A 17,931-nucleotide genomic window follows, 5' to 3' on the forward strand; every position below is an offset into this window, starting at 1 on the left:
TTAAACAAAATCAAATATAGTTTATAATATCAACTAAAATGTATCAACTAAATATTTAACTAAATTTAGCAAATGTAATTTTATTAACAATTGTAAATTTGTAAAATGTTTACTTCTCTAATTTAAATAATTTTTTTCTTAAGTTGATAACAAAGCTAATTCTATTATATAATAAATAGCACAAAAGTGGACTAAAAATTACTACTGTTAAAAATGATATTATAGCTCCTCTACCTATTAACTTAGTAATATCTTTTACAATAGGATAATTTGAAAAAAAACCATAAGTAGTAACTGCAATAAAAAGACATAATGAGGCAGATAAAATTGGTAAGAAAGTTGAAACAGAAGCATGATATATTGCATCAAATTTTGTTTTACCTTCTCTTATTTCATCAAATAACCTGTTTAAATATAATACGCCATAATCTATAGTAGCTCCAAGTTGAATCGAACCTAGAATAGTTTGAGTTATAAAAGATATAGGTTTACCAGCTATGAAATTAAAAGAAAAATTTAAAAATATTGCAAGTTCTATAATAATTATTAACAAAAGAGGTAAAGATATTGAAAAAAAAGAAACAATTAATGTAATAAAAATTAAAATTAAAGATATACTATTAATCTTCATAAAATCTACTTTGGTTAATCTTGCAAAATCATAAACTAAAACTCCTTGCCCAGCGAGATAATATTCTTTATAGTATTCTGAAACTTTTTTAAATATTTTTTCTATTGTTCTATAAGAATCGTTAGTTCCAGGTTGAAATTTTAACTTTAAATGACAAACAAGATAATTTTCTTGATAAAAAGACTTCAATGTACTTTTTGATAAAAAACTTAATGGTTCTAAAAAAGATCTTCCAAAGTTAACATGTAATATTGTTTCTATTCCATAAATATCTTTTAATTCAGATATCATTAAATTGTACTGGTAATTTTCAAAATCATCAAATTTATCAATTTTTACTATAAGAGAAATTATATCTCCAGAACCAGTCTTATCAATAATATAAATAGAATCCTTTATTGAATCCAAATTTGATGGATATGTATCATTTATTTGGTACGATATTGGAACATTAAAATATCCGTAAGATGAAATAGTAATAAGAACAACAAATATTATAAATAAAATAAATCTATTTGATTTAAATTTATAAATATAAAAAAAGTTTTTATTTCCTTTATTAATTCTTCTATCATCATTCTTTACTTTATTTTCAATCTTATAATGAAATCTTTTATTTAAATTTTTTAAAAAATTAAAATTAATTTTTGTCTTCTTAATTAATGGATAAAAAATAATTAATAAACATGGCATTAAAGTTAATGTGGTGAAAAGGGTAAAAAATATTCCCTTTGCGAGTATAAGTCCTAGATCATAACCTATTCTTATTGACATAACAGTAATAGCTAGAAACCCAATTAATGTTGTTATACTTGATGTAAATATAGATTTATAAGTATAGTTTAAGGCTTTTACCATAGCTTTATCAATCTCTTTTTTTAAATCTTTAGCAAACTCTTCTTCAAATCTATGAAATAAAAAGATTGAATAATCTATAGAAACTCCAAGTTGTAATGCACCAGTTAAACCAGAAGAAAGATAAGAAATTTCTTTAAAGAAAAAATTTGTTCCCATATTAATAACATAAGCAATAGCAAGAGAAAATAGAAATAAAAAAGCCTCTATAAAGGAACCTGTATTAAATGTAAGGAAAATAAAAATAGCAAAAATAGTAATATATAGAGCAATATCTTGGGTATTAGATCTAACCTCCCTATTACTTTCTTCATTAATTACAGCAAATCCTCCAAAATATAAATTTTTGTAACCTTTTAGATTTTCTTTAATTTTTCTAACAGTTTCAAATGTTCTTTTATCCTCTGGACCATATTTAAATTGAATGGTAATTAGAGATCCTTCTTTTGAATAAAATTGCGATCTAATATTTTCTGGTAGAAATTCAGGAGGAACAGTTAAAACTCCAAAGCTTTTTGTACTATAAATACCTTTTATTCCATCAATTAATGATATTTTTTCAATTATTTCATTAATATATTTAATATTTTCAAAGCCTTCTAAATAAATAAAAGCAGAAGAAGAAGAGTGAAAATATTGTTCAAGGATTTTTTGACCTTTAACTGAATCTAAATCTTGAGGTAAATAGGAAGTCAAAGAAGTATTTATATGGGTATTTTTCCAAGAATAGAAACAAAATGGAATAATTAAAATATAAAAAATAAAAACCCAAATTCTATTTTTAACTATAAAATTAAATACTTTCATTTATCTATTTCAATTTAAATCAAATTTTTAATTAATAAAACTATACTATTTTTTGGATAAAAATCTTGCCTTAATATATATAACTTTTTAAAAACTTCAATTTTTATATTTAAATATTTATTAAAAAAATTTCTATAAATTTATTAAATAACTTAAATTTTTTTAGTTAAAATTTTATTTTTAGAAATATGGAGTTTAAATTATCCAAGATTTTATTAAAAATAATTGACTTTTATAAAAAAATATTTATATATTTTAAAAATTAGCAATAATTAATTTATTCTTTTTTAACAAAAGGAGGATAAAATTTAATGGATTCATTAGTTGCTTATTGTGGATACGATTGTACTAAATGTCCTGCTTTCTTGGCTTACAAAAATGGTGTTCAAAATATCGACAAAGAAGCTTTGATAAAATGGGCTTCAAATTCAGGAAGTAATTTAAAACCTGAAGAAATTATTTGTTCAGGTTGCACAAGTAATGATGAAATTAAATTTAAGTTTTGTTATGAATGTAAAATTAGAGAATGTGCTTCATCTAAAGATCTTGTAAATTGTGGTTATTGCGAAAATTACCCATGTAGTAATCTCGATGAAGTATTTTCTTATTCTAAAGAAGCAAAATATAGACTTGATAATATAAATATGCAATTTTTAGAATAAAATTTTATTTGCTTAGTATTAACCTCATTTTTTTTAACTCATTACACCCTATAGAAAAGCCAATAAAGGAACCAGTTATATTTGCAAGTGAAATACCTATACATATACCTTTTATTCCCAGTTTAAAAAATACTCCAAAAAGAAAAGAAAAAAATATTTGTAAAATTATTGTTCTAATTATGGTAATTATTAAAGCCATTCTACCATTCCCTATTCCTTGGAAAAAAGATGAGGAATTCATACCAAAAGAAACAAAAGGAATAAATATAGAAAGATATCTAATTGACTGGGAAATTAAAGGTATAAATTCTATATTCTCTTTATTAAGGGAAAAAATATATGATATTTCTTTAGAAAAAATATTAATCAAAATAAAAATAATTAACTCAATAACAATTCCAAAAAAAATTGAATAAAAATAGCTAGTTTTAACTCCACCAAAACTTTTTCTACCATAATTAGCACCTATTACTACATTTGAAGAAGCAGCAAGTCCAGTTAAAGGAACAATCGCTAATAGAATTATTCTCCATGAACTTGTAAATATTGCTAACCCTGTAGAATCACTAACTCTTAATACAAAATAATTAATAAAAAACATAGCTAAAGACATTGATAGTTGAGCAAGAGCAGATGGTAAAGCTACAATAATTATATCTTTTATTATATAATTATCAAAAATTATTTTTTTATTCTTATAGTAAAACTTTTCTTTAATTACATTTAAATAATTAAATTTTATTTTAAGCAAATTACTTTTATTAATCATGATTCTAAAAACAACAACCAAACTTATAAATTGGGATATAATTGTAGCAATAGAAGCCCCTAAAACACCTAATTTAAAAAAATAAATAAATATAGGATCAAGAATTATATTAATTAAAGCCCCACAAATAATGCCTACCATTGTCCCTCTAGAATTTCCAGAACCTCTTAAAATACCATATATTGTATTTGTTAAAAATAAAAAAATGTTTCCATATATTAAAGGATAAGCATATAACAATGCATAATTATAAACTATTCCTTTAAGACCAATCTTTCTAAATATAATGCTAATTGTTGGAGATAATAAAAGCATGAAAGATACTGATAAGAAAAATGTTAAAATCAAAGATTGATTTGCAGATTTATTAGCATTTTCAAAATCTCCTGCACCAATAAATCTTGCAATAGAGGTACTGACACCAGTAGACATTCCTATACATAAAGATACTATAGCCATATTAAAAGGGAAAAATACGCCAATTGAAGCAAGAGCATTACCTCCTATACCAGATACCCATACAGCATCAACTATATTATAAAGAGTTTGAACTATATTAGCTAAAATCATTGGAATAGAAATCTTAATAATTGCTCTTTTAGGATTACCCAATAATATTGATATATTTTTATTTTCATTTATTGAACTACTCATTAAATTTTCCTCTTAATAAAAATACTTTATTTTTTCCAATTAATTTTTAAATAAATTTATTTAAAAAAAAATAAATAAAAATATGTTAAAAACAATTAATTTCAAAAATAGTATATTTTATTTTACAATTATTAAAAGTAATATTTAAAAATTATTAATCTTAAAAATTAATCTTGACTTTAAGAAAACCTAAATTATTTTTAATGAAAATCCATAAAAAGGGTTATTATGCCTTCCAATACAACTAAGGATATAAAGGAAATTGTTTCTTTATGTAAAAGAAGAGGTTTTATTTTTCAAGGTTCTGAAATTTATGGAGGCTTAGCGAATTCGTGGGATTATGGTCCACTAGGAGCTCAATTAAAAAAAAACATAAAGGATTACTTTTGGAAAGTATTCGTTCAAAAAAGAGATGATATATATCCTATTGATTCATCAATACTTATGCACCCAAAAGTTTGGGAAGCTTCAGGTCATTTAGAAAATTTTAAAGATCCGCTCATAGATTGTAAAGATTGTAAAGAAAGATTTAGAGCAGATAAACTAATAGAAGAGACCACTTCAATTAAAGTAGAAGGGCTAAACAATCAAAAACTATCAGAAATTATAGAAAACAATCAAAATATTAAATGTCCTAATTGTGGAGCACACAATTTTACCCCTGTTAGATCATTTAATCTAATGTTTAAAACATATCAGGGTGTTGTTGAAGGAGAAGAAAATATAATTTACTTAAGACCTGAAACTGCACAAGGAATATTTATAAATTTTTTGAATATATTAAATACAACAAGAGCCAAACTTCCATTTGGAGTTGCTCAAATTGGTAAATCTTTTAGAAATGAGATAACTCCTGGTAATTTTATATTTAGAACAAGGGAATTTGAACAAATTGAAATAGAATATTTTGTTAAACCAGGTGAAGAATTAGAATATTTTGAAAAATGGAAAGATGATTTTTACAACTTTTTCTTAAATTTAGGAATAAATAAGGATAATTTAAGAATAAGAGAACATGAAAAGGATGAACTTTCACATTACTCTAACAAAACAATAGATTTTGAGTATAATTTTCCATGGGGTTATGGAGAATTAATGGGAATAGCGTCACGAACTGATTATGATTTAAAAAGACACATTGAATATTCTGGTGTCGATTTGGTTTATTTTGATCCATATAATCAACAAAAATTGATCCCTTATGTAATAGAACCCTCACTTGGAGTAGAAAGACTCCTTTTAGTTTTACTAATAGATAGTTTTGAAATAGAAAAACTCCCAGATGGTACAGAAAGAAATCTACTTAAACTCTCTCCAAAAATTGCTCCAATTAAAGCAGCTATACTTCCCTTAAAGAAAAATGAACCAAGAATAGTTAATTATGCAAAAAACATTTTTAATGAACTTTCTGATTATTTTGATGTAATGTATGATGACACTGCAGCAATAGGAAAACTTTATAGAAGACAAGATGAAATAGGAACACCATTTTGTATTACTGTTGATTTTCAGACAATTGAAGAAGACAATAAGGTAACCATAAGAGATAGAGATTCAATGCAACAAATAAGAGTAGATAGAGACAAAATAAAAGATTGCATTTTTGATAAAATCAAGTATTAAATATTTGATTTATTTTTTATAAAATACATTCAATTATTTATATTTAAATAAGCTCTTTAAAAATAAATTAATATTTTTTATTCTTCGGGGATCGGTGAAATTCCGTACCGGCAGTATAGTCTGCGATCTGGAATAGATGATTATTCCAGGGGATAAGGTGAAAATCCTTAACCGACAGTTAAAGTCTGGATGGGAGAAGAATAAATGCTATTTATTATCAATAGCATCTTTTAAATAAACAATATTATAATTTATCTATCTCAATATAAAATAAAAAATAATTTTATCCTTAGCTCTCCCTTCCAGTTATTTCTATAACAAAGGATATTAAAATTTTTGTGAGAAAAATTAAATAATTTTTTAATATTAAAAAATTATTTTAATAAAGATTATTTTAATATAAATAATTATAGATATAGTAGGGAAAGTTATGGAAATAATTTCGAAAAATTTATCATTCAGTTATTCAAATCTCTTTGTTTTAAATAATATTTCTTTTGTAGTTAATAAAGGAGAAGTAGTTTCTTTCATTGGGCCATCTGGTTGTGGTAAAACCACACTTCTAAAAATAATTGGAAAAATAAAAAATAATTTCGAAGGATCTTTGCAAAATAAGTTTTCAAATATAAGTATTGTTTTTCAACATGATACTTTGCTTAATTTCAGAACAGTTTATAAAAATCTTTATCTCCCCTTTGAAATGAAAAACATTAAAATAGATTCTGAAATTAATCATAAAATTGAAAATATTTTAAAAATGGTAGGATTATTAGAATTTAAAGATTATTTCCCTGATGAACTTTCAGGAGGAATGAAAAAAAGAGCAGAAATAGCTCGTGCCTTAGTTAATGATCCCGACCTTCTTATTCTAGATGAACCTTTTTCATCACTTGACATCTTAACAAGAGAAAAATTAAATATAATGTTAAAAAATATTATAAAAAAACTCAATATAACAACAATAATTGTAACACATTCAGTTGAAGAAGCTTGTTTCCTTTCTGATAAAATCTTTATTATGTCATCACTGCCTTCAAAAATTATTAATACTTTATCTTTAAAAAAAGAAAATACTACTTATTATGACTCTTTTATATTAAGTGAGGAAGAGAAAAATGCTGAGAATTTTATAAGAAAAAATGTAAAAGAACTTTGGGACATAAATGAAGAAAATCAAAAAGAACTGAAAAAACAAGCAAATAATAAAAATTTAAAAAATACTAAATTTTATTATAAATTTCCCTTTTTTATAAAATCTTTTATTAAAATTAAATCAAAATTATTATCTTTTCTTAATTTAATAATTTTTTTAATAACGTTATTTTTAATAAAAAATATTTTTAATATCTCAGATCTAATATTTCCATCCCCAGAAAAAATAATACTTAAATTTTTTAAAACTATAAAAGATGGCTCTATTTTTAAAGATTTAGGAATAACTATTTATGAATCTTTATCTGGTTTTTTTATAGCATTTTTTATAACTCTATTTTTAGGTATATTTCTTTCAAAAAACAAAAAAATTTATTCAATCATTATGCCATATCTTATTTCCTTTAATACAATACCTTCTGTAGCAATAGCTCCCTTTATTGTCTTATGGTTTGGATTTGGTTTGACTTCAAAAATATTTGTTTCTATTATTGTAATTTTTTTTCCTATGTTAATCAATAATATTTCAGCTATAAAAATTGCATATTTAGAATTAGAAGATCTAATTCAGTTTTATAAGCCAAATAAACTTAAATCTTTTCTAAAACTGGAATTCCCAAAATCATTACCAATTATATTTAGTGGAATTAAAGTTTCAATAACATTATCAGTAATAGGAGCTGTAGTTGGAGAATTTGTAGCTGGTTCTGACGGACTAGGTAGTTTAATAAGAATAGCAAAAGCTAATTTCGACATCGAATTAATGTTTGTTGGTCTTATATGGTTAATAATACTAGGACTATCGTATTTTAAATTAGCAAACTTTTTTTATAATATTTTTAATAAAAATAAAAAAATAAAAGATATTTCAAATTTTAATTCTTAAAAAGAATAAATAAACTTCATTAATGATATAATTAAAAAAATAATAACAATAATAAGAAATAAATATTAAAAAATATAAATAAACTACAAATTTAAAGGAGTATAATATGAAAAAAAAATTATTTATCTTTTTTTCATTTTTAATTCTATTAATATTTTCATTTTTACCCCCAAATCTAATTAAATTAAATTCTCAAACTTTACATGAGGTTAAATTAGCAATCGGCTTTATACCCCACATTCAATTTACTCCACTTTATGTAGGAATTGAAAAAGGTATATATAAAAAATATGGTATAGATTTAAAAATTGAATATGGGTTTGGTATTGATATTTTTTCACTACTTTCAACAGAAAAAATTGATATTGGTTTAAGTGATTCAGATCAACTAATTATAGCAGGTTCAAAAGGCATAGAATTAAAATCTATTTTCCAGTATTACCAAAAATATCCTGTAACAATAGTAGCAAAGAAGTCAAAAATTGAAAAAATAGAGGATTTTGTTGATAAAAAGATTGGAACTCCTGATATTTTTGGAACTTCTTTTATAGGCTTGTTAATATTTCTTAATTATTATAATCTAACAAACAAAGTAAAGATTGAAAAAATAGGTTACACTCAAATAGCTTCTTTAACTTCAGATAAAGTTGATGCAGCTGTATGTTTTTATAATAATGAACCTGTTCAAATGGAAGAAAATGGTATAAATTTAAATTATTGGAATGTTAAAGATATTTCTGATATTGTCGGAGCATCATTTATAACTTCAAATAAAACTTTAACAAGAAAAAAAGATATAATAGATAATTTTATAGTTGCTACTACAGAAGCATTTAATTTTACAACAAAAAATATTGATGAAGCTTATGAAATTGGGAAAAAATATGTTAAAGGAATAGACAATGACAAAATAATGAAAAAAGTTTTAATTAAAACAATAGATCTTTTCTATCATAAAAAAGGTTTTGGTTATATAGATAAAGATAAATATGATGAATCAATTAAAATACTATATAACCTTGGAATAATAAATAAATTATTTAACTCATTAAATATCTTATACCTATATAAAAATTAATTTTTTAACTATTTATTTTTAATAATAAAAAATCAGTTAAATTATAAACTTTAAAAATAAATTATTCAATTGACAATATAATTTTCTTAATTATTATATCTAAAAATTTTTATTATTTAAGTTTTTTACCTAAATTGTTTTTTAATTAAAATTAAATAAAAATTAAAGGATAATGAATGGCAAAAAATAATGGTTTTATAAATAAAATTTTGATTGGAATATTATTATCAACTTTTATAATCTTTTCTATTGTTTATACCCAAAATGGTTATAAAAACTTCCTCGATTTATCTGAATTTTCATCAAATAATTATGCGCTTGTTTCTAAAATAGAAGCAACATTTAAAATTAAATTTAAAGGATCATTCAATGATGAAAAAATAATTTATGAATTTAAATATGATGAAAAAAATAGAATCAAAGAAATTTTTATTAGAGAAGATTCATGGGGACCACTTGGAGAATCAGTCTATACAATGGAAATAGATGAAAAAATTTCTCCAAAAATTGTAGATTTTAGATTCGATTCAGATTTTGAGAAATCTTATTGGCATGTTAGATATGAATACTTCGATGATAAAATTATATTTAAGGACATTTACAAAAAAGAACAAAAGACATTAACAAGAGAAAATCCACTTGTATGCGATTCTCTTTACCTTATGGAGTTTTTAACATTCGTTAATTTAGAAAAATATAAGCAGATAGATTCAACAGCATATCTTGTTTTCAACACTTTTAAAGTGCCTTTTGGTTTTAAAGTTCTCAGTGAAGAAAACATAACAACACCATTTAATAAAAATTTTTCTACTTATAAAGTAGAAGCAAATGCTAGAGGTTTTATAGGCTTTTTATCATATGCTATAGGAAATAATGGTAGATTTAATGTAATTAAAGAATTTCCACATTTAAGAGTTTATGCTTTATACGCTTCTAAGGAATATTGGCTTTATGATTACAAAATAGACTATCTTAAAAAATAAACTTTAAATATATATTTTGGTTTTAAACTTCCTTGGCAAGAATATTTTTAATCTCTTCATAAGCCCTAAATAAAGCATTTGTCAAGTTGAAAGTTTTATTTGAAAAGTTAGATAAATTCTCTATATTTTTAAGTCCATCACTTAAAGCATAAGTTTGTTCATCCATAGAATTTGTAATTTCAGTTAAAGATTGCCCTATCTTTTTACCAATAATATTATTCTCATTAAAATTTTTCTTTATTTCATTAATATCAGTAACCAAAAATTCCATTATTTCACCAATATTTTTTAAAAGTTCATTAATATTACTAAAATTTTCTTGAAATTCATTTACTATTTTTGATATATTATTTGCAAGATCTTTAGTATTGTCAGCAAGTTTCCTAACTTCAGAAGAAATAATATTAAACCCAGAACCATACTTTCCAGCATGAGCAGCTTCAATAGAAGCATTAATTGCCAACACATTTGTTTTTTCAGCTATATCTTTTATTGCAGAAGTGGATTCAAATACAATTTTAGAATTTTCAAAAAGCCTATTAAATACATTTTTTGATTCTTTTATCTTTGAAAATATATTATCTATTTGTTCTGTTCTTTCGTTAAATCTATTAACAAGTAAATTATTTTTATCTAGCATCGAATTCATTTCTAAATCAATATTTTTTAAATTAACATTAATATTTTTATTTGTAGCACTCATTTCTTCAAATGCAGCAAGAATAGAGGTGGTAAATCCTTTTATAGAACTTATAAATTCAAAAATGAGTTCAAGGGAATTTGTTGTAATTGTACTTAATATAATTGAATTTGAATATTGAGAAGTTAATTTATCTGCTAAAATGAAATAATTTTGTAACTCTTTTTTTAAATTATTATTATTCATATTGAAATCCTTTTTATAATTTACAAAACTTTTTTATAGGGCTCTTTAATTAAAAGGATAAATTTTTTAATAAATAGTTTCAATTATATCAATACCACATTTAAGATTATATAACCAATCTAAAAACTTTTTAACATTTTCTCCATCATAAATTGCACCATGTTGTGGACAAATCATTTTTATTTCATATTTTGAAATTTTATCAACAAAATATCTAAGCACTTTATTTGAAGCCATATATCGTTGATGAAAGGCCTCAATAGCTTGAAGATGATCTTCAAATTTTTCAACAAAAAGATACTTCTTATTTGGAGGAAAAACTGCTGCTCCAATATCTCCTGAAAAAAGAATTTTTGAATTTGGATCATAAATTATTAAATTCCCTGGAGAATGCATAAAATGAGCTGGAACTATTATAAGAGGTTGATATCCATCTATCTTAATATCACCTCCTTGATCTTTTAGTGGAACTATCCTAGATGCATCAAAAATGCCAAAATGTGGTAAAAATCTGATCCATTTATTTGAAATATAAATATTTGCGTTTGTAATACCAAGCCACATAGCTATTCCAGATGAAACATCAGGATCTTGATGGGTATAAAATATAACTTTTATCTTTGTCATAGGAATATATTGTGATACAACAGCAACAACTTTAGAAAAAGTAGAAACACCACCTGGATCAAGCAAAATCCCCATATCTTTAGTCATAATAAGATATTGGTTTGTCTGGATGATTTCTCTTTCAGAATATTTATCCCATCCAAGCCAAATAAATTTATAATCATCTTTTTCAAATAAAACTTTCCCTTCTATTACTTCATTTGCTTTAATATTTTCCATTTTTTACTCCTGTAATTATTCTAAATTTAAAAATAATATAAATTATAATTTTGTCAAAATGATTCAGTTAAAACTTATTATAAATTAAATTAAAAAAAGCCACCCCTATTACTAAGGATGGCTTTAATATGTAAAAAATAATTTTCTAAAAAATGAACCAAATAAAATTTAATTTATTCAATTATTGCAAGTATATCATTCATCTTTAATATAAGATGGTCCTCATCATCAATTTTTATAGAGGTACCAGCATATTTATCATACATTACTTTATCGCCAACTTTAACCTTAATCTGATCTGAATCCCCTATAGCTACAACAGTTCCATTTTGAGTTTTTTCTTGTGCTGTATCTGGTAAAATTATTCCACCTTTTGTTCTTGTTTCTGGTGGGTTAACTTTAATTAGTATTCTGTCACCAATTGGTTTAATTTTCATAATATATTCCTCCTGAAATAAAATTATTTATATCAATAATAAATATAATAAAAGATGTTTAATTTCGTCAATTTATTTTTTATTTTAAACTAACTTTTCTGATTTATTATATGATATACTTTGCAAAATCATATAAAATACAGAAACATCTATATGACTTTCATCTATATTTTCTTTATTTTCAATATCAGCAACTGTTCTTGAAATCCTTATTAATTTTTCATGTTGTCTTAAAGATAATCCAAAATTTAATGTTATATCCTTCAAATATAGTTCAACCTCTCTTTTTAATTTAACTTTTTCATTAAATATTTTTGGTACTACTTTGCCATTAAAATAATCAATCCTATTTCCATATCTAAAAATTTGCCGAGATATAGTTTCGCTTAGCAAATTTATAATATTTGAATCATCCCAAAATATTTTTTCTTTAATATGATTATTTATTATAGGGCTTACATTTATCATTAAGTTACTATCTTTTTTAACTTTAGGAACAATAAGATTTATATCAATCCTATCTATTATAGCTTGTGAAATTTTTTTATTAAAATTTATTATCTCTGATTTTGAACAAATACAAATTTTTTCATCATCACCTGAAGCCCCACATGGGCATAAATTTGAAATAAGAAATAATAAAAAAGATGATGGTAATTTAATCTTATTATTAACTCTTGAAATTGAAACAAAATTATCATTTACTGGTTCTCTTAGACTTTCTATTACACTTTTTTTAAATAAATTTACTTCATCAAGAATAAGAACTCCTCTATGTGCAAGAGTCACTTCTCCTAATGATAAATAATTCCCACCTCCAAGCATTGCAATCTCAGTAATACTATGATGAGGAGTCCTAACAGGTCTTGTAATTTCAAAATTAACATCCCTTAATATCCCAAACTTTGAATATAATTCAGCAAGTTCTATTTTTTCTTCATAAGTTAATGGTGGTAAATAATTTGTTAATATTTTTGAAAGGAGTGTTTTACCAGTACCAGTAGCTCCTTTTAAATATAAATTATGAAAACCAGCTAAAGATATAAGTAATCCATATTTTATGTGAAAATTTTCAATATAATCATTAAAGGTCAAACTGTTAGAATCTGTTTTGTTTTTAATATTATCATTACCTTCTCTATCAACTATTTTAATATAATTATTGCTTTCTATATTAAAAATATTTTTTAACTCATATCCCATTTCTTGTAAGAAAAACTTATAAGTATTATTTATTTTTTCATTTTTATTTATCTTGTTAAAAATTTTATTAATAAAAATATTTAAAGTTTTTAAAGTATCTACAAAGATAATTTCTGATTTAATATAATTAATGTTTTTATTATAAATATATAATTTATTTTTAATTATATCAGACACAAATATATATTTAAAACCAAATTTTGATGCATTTATAAGATAAGATAGTATATTTTCATCTGCCTTTATTTGGCCATCTAAACCTAACTCACCAATAAATAAAACTTCAGAAAACAATTCTTTTATATAACTCATGATTAAATCTAATGATAAATTTAATTCCTTCTTCATAATACTCAATTTAAATTGTACTAAAATATTTAATGCTATAGGTAGATCAAGATACTTTGTATTCTTTGGAACATCTGAAGGTGAAAGATTTACAATAATCTTTTTTTCAGGAAAATCTGACATAGTCTTTAATATAGATTCTTTAATCCTAAAACAGGATTCTTTAACTATTTTTCCTGGTAATCCAATAATTTCAAAATAAGGAAGACCTTTAGTTAAAGCTACTTCTATATCAATTTTCTTAAATTCAAAATCAGATAAAATAAGAGCAGGTATTGAAAACATAATTATTACCTCAAAACTTACTTTAATATTATATACTAATTTTAAAATCAAATTATTTCATAAAAAAATATTATTCTAAAATTTATAAATTTTATAAAAAATTTAATATTTTAAATTAATTAAAAAAAATTAAATAAGAATTAACATAATAAAAATAAAATAGATTAATAACAAATCATAAAAAATAAAATAAAATTAACATATATAATAACAGTTGAAAAAAATGGAAAGGTGAAAAAATTAATTCTTAAAAAATGATTATAATTTAAAATAAAGCTTGACTTTCTTTATTGATTAAAGAATTTTTAATTCTTTCTATTTTGTCATTATTAATTAGACCGATTTCAGCAAGGTATTCTAACCCCTTTTCACTTATAATTCTACCTTTTTGAGTTCTTTTTAAAAACCCTTTTTGAATTAGATATGGTTCATAAAACTCTTCTATAGTTTTTTTGTCTTCTGATAGATTTATAGCAAGAGTTGCTAAACCAACAGGGCCACCACAATAATCATTACAAATAGTTGATAACATCCTCCTATCCATACTATCCAATCCATATACATCAATTCCAATTTCTTCAAGTGACTTATTAACAACATCTTTTGTTATTTTATCTTTGCCCATATAAATAGAAAAATCATATATTCTTTTTAATAGTCTTATAGCAATTCTAGGAGTACCCCTACTTCTTTTTCCTATTTCAGCTGATGCATCATCCTCTATATTTATATTTAAAATATTAGCAGCCCTTTGTACTATTTTGCTTAATGAAAAATCATCATAATAGTCCATTTTGATTATAATTCCAAATCTAGTTTGTAAAGGTTTAGATATATTGCCAACTTTAGTAGTTGCTCCAATAAGAGTAAAATGAGGCAAATTAATCCTCATTGTTCTTGAATTAACTCCACTACCAATTAGAATATCAAGTTTAAAATCTTCCATAGCAGGAAATAAAACTTCTTCAAGATTTACTTTAAGTCTATGAATTTCATCTATAAATAAAACATCATTGTTTTTAAGAGAAGATAAAAGAGAAGCAATATCTCCATTTTTGACAAAAACTTGAGCAGATACTATTTTAATATTACTTCCAAGCTCATTAGCTATTACAGATGACAGGGTAGTTTTACCAAGTCCAGCTGGGCCATAAATAAGTATATGATCAAGAGTTTTATTTCTTCTTTTAGCTGATTCTATATATACTTTTAATTGATTTTTAATATTATCTTGCCCTATGAATTCATCAAGTTTAGAAGGCCTTAAAACATTTGTATCTTCTTTATTAACAAAATTTTTATAGGATTCCTTACATTTTTTTTCTTCTATCATAATTTTACTCAACACTTAATTATTAATAGAATTATACACAATTAATTATTAATTAAAACAAATATTAAATTTGTTAATTACAATTTTTCAAAAATATTCTAAATTTTAGAAAGTTTTGAAAGAAAATACTTAAATTTTTCTTCAAAAGAATCTATTCTTTCAATTTCTTTAGAATATTTCTTGTAAACACTATTTATTTCTTCATCATTAAAACCTAATCCCTTTAATCCTACAAAAATATCTTTATCAGAAAAATTATTTTGATCTACTTTAAGGTCAATTTTACCTGCAAGCTCAATTAATATTTTTTGAGCTACTTTTTTACCTATACCCTTTACTTTTTCAAAAGGAGAAATATCACCTCTTAAAATCGAATCTTTATATAACTTTATTTCATTAGCATCTATTATTTCAAGAGCTTTTTTAGGACCTATTCCTGAAATACCAATTAAAGTTATAAAAAATTCTCTTTCTTCCTCACTAATAAAACCATAAAGTTCATCAAAATTTTCTCTTTTATATTTAAAAAGATAAATAAAAACCTTTTCTCCCTCTTTTTCTTTATAGGTTTCATAAAACTTTTTTCTTGTAAATATTTCATAATAAACATTGTTATTCTCAATAATTGTTTTATCAATATTTACTCTATTGAGTTTACCTTCAATTCCATACAACATCAAAAATTTCCTTAGAAATTATTTTAATTTATTTGCTTCTAATTAAGAAAATATTTATTATAATTAAAAAAACATGCAAGTGCCGTAGCAATTGCATCTGAAGCATCATCTGGGGTTGGAATCTCATCCATATTAAAGAAACTTTTTATAAATATTTGAATCTCTTTTTTTTTAGCTTTACCATTACCTGTTATTATTTTCTTTATTTCAAGAGGAGTAAATTGAACTACTTCAATTTTTTTATATAAAAAAAATAAATTAAGTGCACCCCTTATCTCTGAGATTTCCATAACAGTTTTTTTATTCTTCGTAAAATAAACCCTTTCTACAGATGCAATCTCCGGTTTATAACTATTGTATATTATTTCTAAGTTTTCAAAAATTTCTTTAAATCTCTCTTTATAAGTTAAATTCTGATCAGTTTTTATAACTCCATAAGAAATAAGTTGTGGGCTCCCTCTATCTATATAAGTTTCGGGAAAAAATTCTATTATAGAAAATCCCACTAAAGCATATCCTGGATCTATACCAATAACTTTCATTTATTTTTAATTTTTATTAAATATTAAATTTTCAGTAACTTTATTAAATATTTCAAATTATAATAATGAATTAAAATATTAATTTAATATTTTATATTTCTTATTTCTAAAACTATATTTGTTTTGATAGAATTTTATTATTATATTAATTAATTTAACAAAAATAATTTTCTAATAATTAAATAATATGATCTTTTACTAAAATTAAATAATAATCCATACATAAAATATTAAGTCTTTAAAATCATATATACAAAAACTTAATTATTTTGGGCAGATTCAAACTTTTCCATAATATCGTCATCAATATCAAAGTTTGCATAAACATCTTGAACATCATCATTATCTTCAAGAGCATCCATAAGCTTAAGCATTCTTATAGCTTCATCATTTTCAAGTTTTACATAAGTATCAGGCACAAATGTTACTTCAGCTTCTATATATTTTATACCATTTTTATCAAGTTTCTCTTTAATATTAAGAAGCTCATCAGGATTTGTATAAATATAAGCTTCTTCACCTTTTATCACATAATCATCCGCATTATTTTCTAAAGCAAAACTTGCTATATCATCTTCTGTTCTACCATCCATAGATAAAGTTATAACCCCTTTTCTTTTAAACATCCAGGAAACGCAACCATTTTCTCCTAAATTACCGCCATATTTGGTAAGAGTAGACCTTATAGAAGATGCTGTTCTGTTTTTATTATCTGTCAAAGCTTTAATCATTATTGCAACTCCAGCAGGACCATATCCTTCATAAGTAATATCCTCATAATTTTCACCTTTTAGCTCACCAGTTCCTTTTTTTATAGCTTTTTCAATATTATCTTTAGGCATATTTGCAGCTTTAGCTTTTTCAACTACTGCTCTAAGTCTTGGATTAGAATTAATATCTCCTCCTCCAATTTTAGCTGCTACTACTATTTCTCTGATAAATTTTGTAAATAGTTTTCCCTTTTTTGCATCAACTATTGCTTTTTTATGTTTTATAGTACTCCACTTATTATGACCTGACATAAAACCTCCATTTATATTTATATAAATTAATTTATTAAAAATTTTAATTAATTATTATTATTTGAAATCTATTAATAATAAAGCTTTTTATAATAAATACAAGATAAATAATAAAAAGATAAAAAAATAGAACCAAATTCAAAAATAAATTAATTTTATTATTTCTACTTATTACTTAGATATTTTATTTTTTTTAATTTAATTTTTCAATTTTTTTTTTCAATTTTTTTAATTTAAATTTTTTGTAATTGA

General features: G+C 23.1%; 15 protein-coding genes and 1 riboswitch. Of the genes, 5 read left to right on the forward strand and 10 right to left on the reverse strand.

The features are described 5' to 3' along the window. Nucleotides 1–109: 109 nt before the first annotated feature. On the reverse strand, nucleotides 110–2,293 hold the full coding sequence (locus N3A58_08885; GenBank protein ID MCX8059512.1) for an MMPL family transporter: 2,184 nt from the start codon (nucleotides 2,291–2,293) through the stop codon (nucleotides 110–112). Between the two features lie 311 nt (nucleotides 2,294–2,604). Here N3A58_08885 and N3A58_08890 point away from each other — a divergent pair, with 311 nt between their 5' ends. Then, nucleotides 2,605–2,955 (forward strand): DUF3795 domain-containing protein, encoded by a 351-nt coding sequence (locus tag N3A58_08890; protein MCX8059513.1) that lies wholly within the window; start codon nucleotides 2,605–2,607, stop codon nucleotides 2,953–2,955. 4 nt (nucleotides 2,956–2,959) lie between these two features. On the opposite strand, the gene N3A58_08895 is transcribed toward N3A58_08890, so the two are convergent. After that, complete coding sequence (locus tag N3A58_08895; protein ID MCX8059514.1) at nucleotides 2,960–4,378, reverse strand: MATE family efflux transporter; 1,419 nt, start codon at nucleotides 4,376–4,378, stop codon at nucleotides 2,960–2,962. Nucleotides 4,379–4,606: 228 nt separating this feature from the next. Here N3A58_08895 and N3A58_08900 point away from each other — a divergent pair, with 228 nt between their 5' ends. The 4 genes from N3A58_08900 (at nucleotide 4,607) to N3A58_08915 (ending at nucleotide 10,100) form a co-directional block, all read left to right on the forward strand. Then, nucleotides 4,607–6,001 (forward strand): glycine--tRNA ligase, encoded by a 1,395-nt coding sequence (locus tag N3A58_08900; GenBank protein ID MCX8059515.1) that lies wholly within the window; start codon nucleotides 4,607–4,609, stop codon nucleotides 5,999–6,001. A 76-nt stretch (nucleotides 6,002–6,077) separates the two neighbouring features. After that, nucleotides 6,078–6,206: riboswitch (FMN riboswitch) on the forward strand. 225 nt (nucleotides 6,207–6,431) lie between these two features. After that, nucleotides 6,432–8,039 (forward strand): ATP-binding cassette domain-containing protein, encoded by a 1,608-nt coding sequence (locus N3A58_08905; protein MCX8059516.1) that lies wholly within the window; start codon nucleotides 6,432–6,434, stop codon nucleotides 8,037–8,039. A gap of 106 nt (nucleotides 8,040–8,145) precedes the next feature. Then, the gene (locus tag N3A58_08910; GenBank protein MCX8059517.1) at nucleotides 8,146–9,117 is read left to right on the forward strand and encodes an ABC transporter substrate-binding protein; all 972 of its coding nucleotides are present in this window, start codon (nucleotides 8,146–8,148) and stop codon (nucleotides 9,115–9,117) included. 176 nt (nucleotides 9,118–9,293) lie between these two features. Continuing rightward, nucleotides 9,294–10,100, forward strand: a complete 807-nt coding sequence (locus N3A58_08915; protein MCX8059518.1) for a hypothetical protein — start codon at nucleotides 9,294–9,296, stop codon at nucleotides 10,098–10,100. A gap of 22 nt (nucleotides 10,101–10,122) precedes the next feature. Here N3A58_08915 and N3A58_08920 read toward each other — a convergent pair whose 3' ends face one another. The 8 genes from N3A58_08920 to N3A58_08955 all read right to left on the reverse strand — a co-directional run bounded on the left by N3A58_08920 (nucleotide 10,123) and on the right by N3A58_08955 (nucleotide 17,679). Next, nucleotides 10,123–10,986 (reverse strand): methyl-accepting chemotaxis protein, encoded by an 864-nt coding sequence (locus N3A58_08920; GenBank protein MCX8059519.1) that lies wholly within the window; start codon nucleotides 10,984–10,986, stop codon nucleotides 10,123–10,125. 66 nt (nucleotides 10,987–11,052) lie between these two features. Continuing rightward, nucleotides 11,053–11,832 carry an FprA family A-type flavoprotein gene (locus N3A58_08925; protein MCX8059520.1) on the reverse strand — a complete coding sequence of 260 codons (780 nt, stop codon included), beginning with the start codon at nucleotides 11,830–11,832 and terminating at the stop codon, nucleotides 11,053–11,055. 173 nt (nucleotides 11,833–12,005) lie between these two features. Further along, the gene (locus tag N3A58_08930; GenBank protein MCX8059521.1) at nucleotides 12,006–12,269 is read right to left on the reverse strand and encodes a co-chaperone GroES; all 264 of its coding nucleotides are present in this window, start codon (nucleotides 12,267–12,269) and stop codon (nucleotides 12,006–12,008) included. An 84-nt stretch (nucleotides 12,270–12,353) separates the two neighbouring features. After that, nucleotides 12,354–14,105, reverse strand: coding sequence for an ATP-binding protein (locus N3A58_08935; GenBank protein MCX8059522.1), 1,752 nt, complete (start codon nucleotides 14,103–14,105; stop codon nucleotides 12,354–12,356). 265 nt (nucleotides 14,106–14,370) lie between these two features. Continuing rightward, entirely contained in the window at nucleotides 14,371–15,438 is a 1,068-nt protein-coding gene (ruvB, locus tag N3A58_08940; protein ID MCX8059523.1) for a Holliday junction branch migration DNA helicase RuvB, read from the reverse strand. Nucleotides 15,439–15,536: 98 nt separating this feature from the next. Further along, entirely contained in the window at nucleotides 15,537–16,115 is a 579-nt protein-coding gene (gene ruvA, locus N3A58_08945) for a Holliday junction branch migration protein RuvA (GenBank protein ID MCX8059524.1), read from the reverse strand. A gap of 38 nt (nucleotides 16,116–16,153) precedes the next feature. Beyond that, nucleotides 16,154–16,657, reverse strand: a complete 504-nt coding sequence (locus tag N3A58_08950; GenBank protein ID MCX8059525.1) for a crossover junction endodeoxyribonuclease RuvC — start codon at nucleotides 16,655–16,657, stop codon at nucleotides 16,154–16,156. A 260-nt stretch (nucleotides 16,658–16,917) separates the two neighbouring features. Further along, nucleotides 16,918–17,679 (reverse strand): YebC/PmpR family DNA-binding transcriptional regulator, encoded by a 762-nt coding sequence (locus N3A58_08955; GenBank protein MCX8059526.1) that lies wholly within the window; start codon nucleotides 17,677–17,679, stop codon nucleotides 16,918–16,920. Nucleotides 17,680–17,931: the final 252 nt, after the last annotated feature.

It is taken from the genome of Spirochaetota bacterium (assembly GCA_026415295.1).
Classification (GTDB): Bacteria; Spirochaetota; JAAYUW01; order JAAYUW01; family JAOAHJ01; genus JAOAHJ01.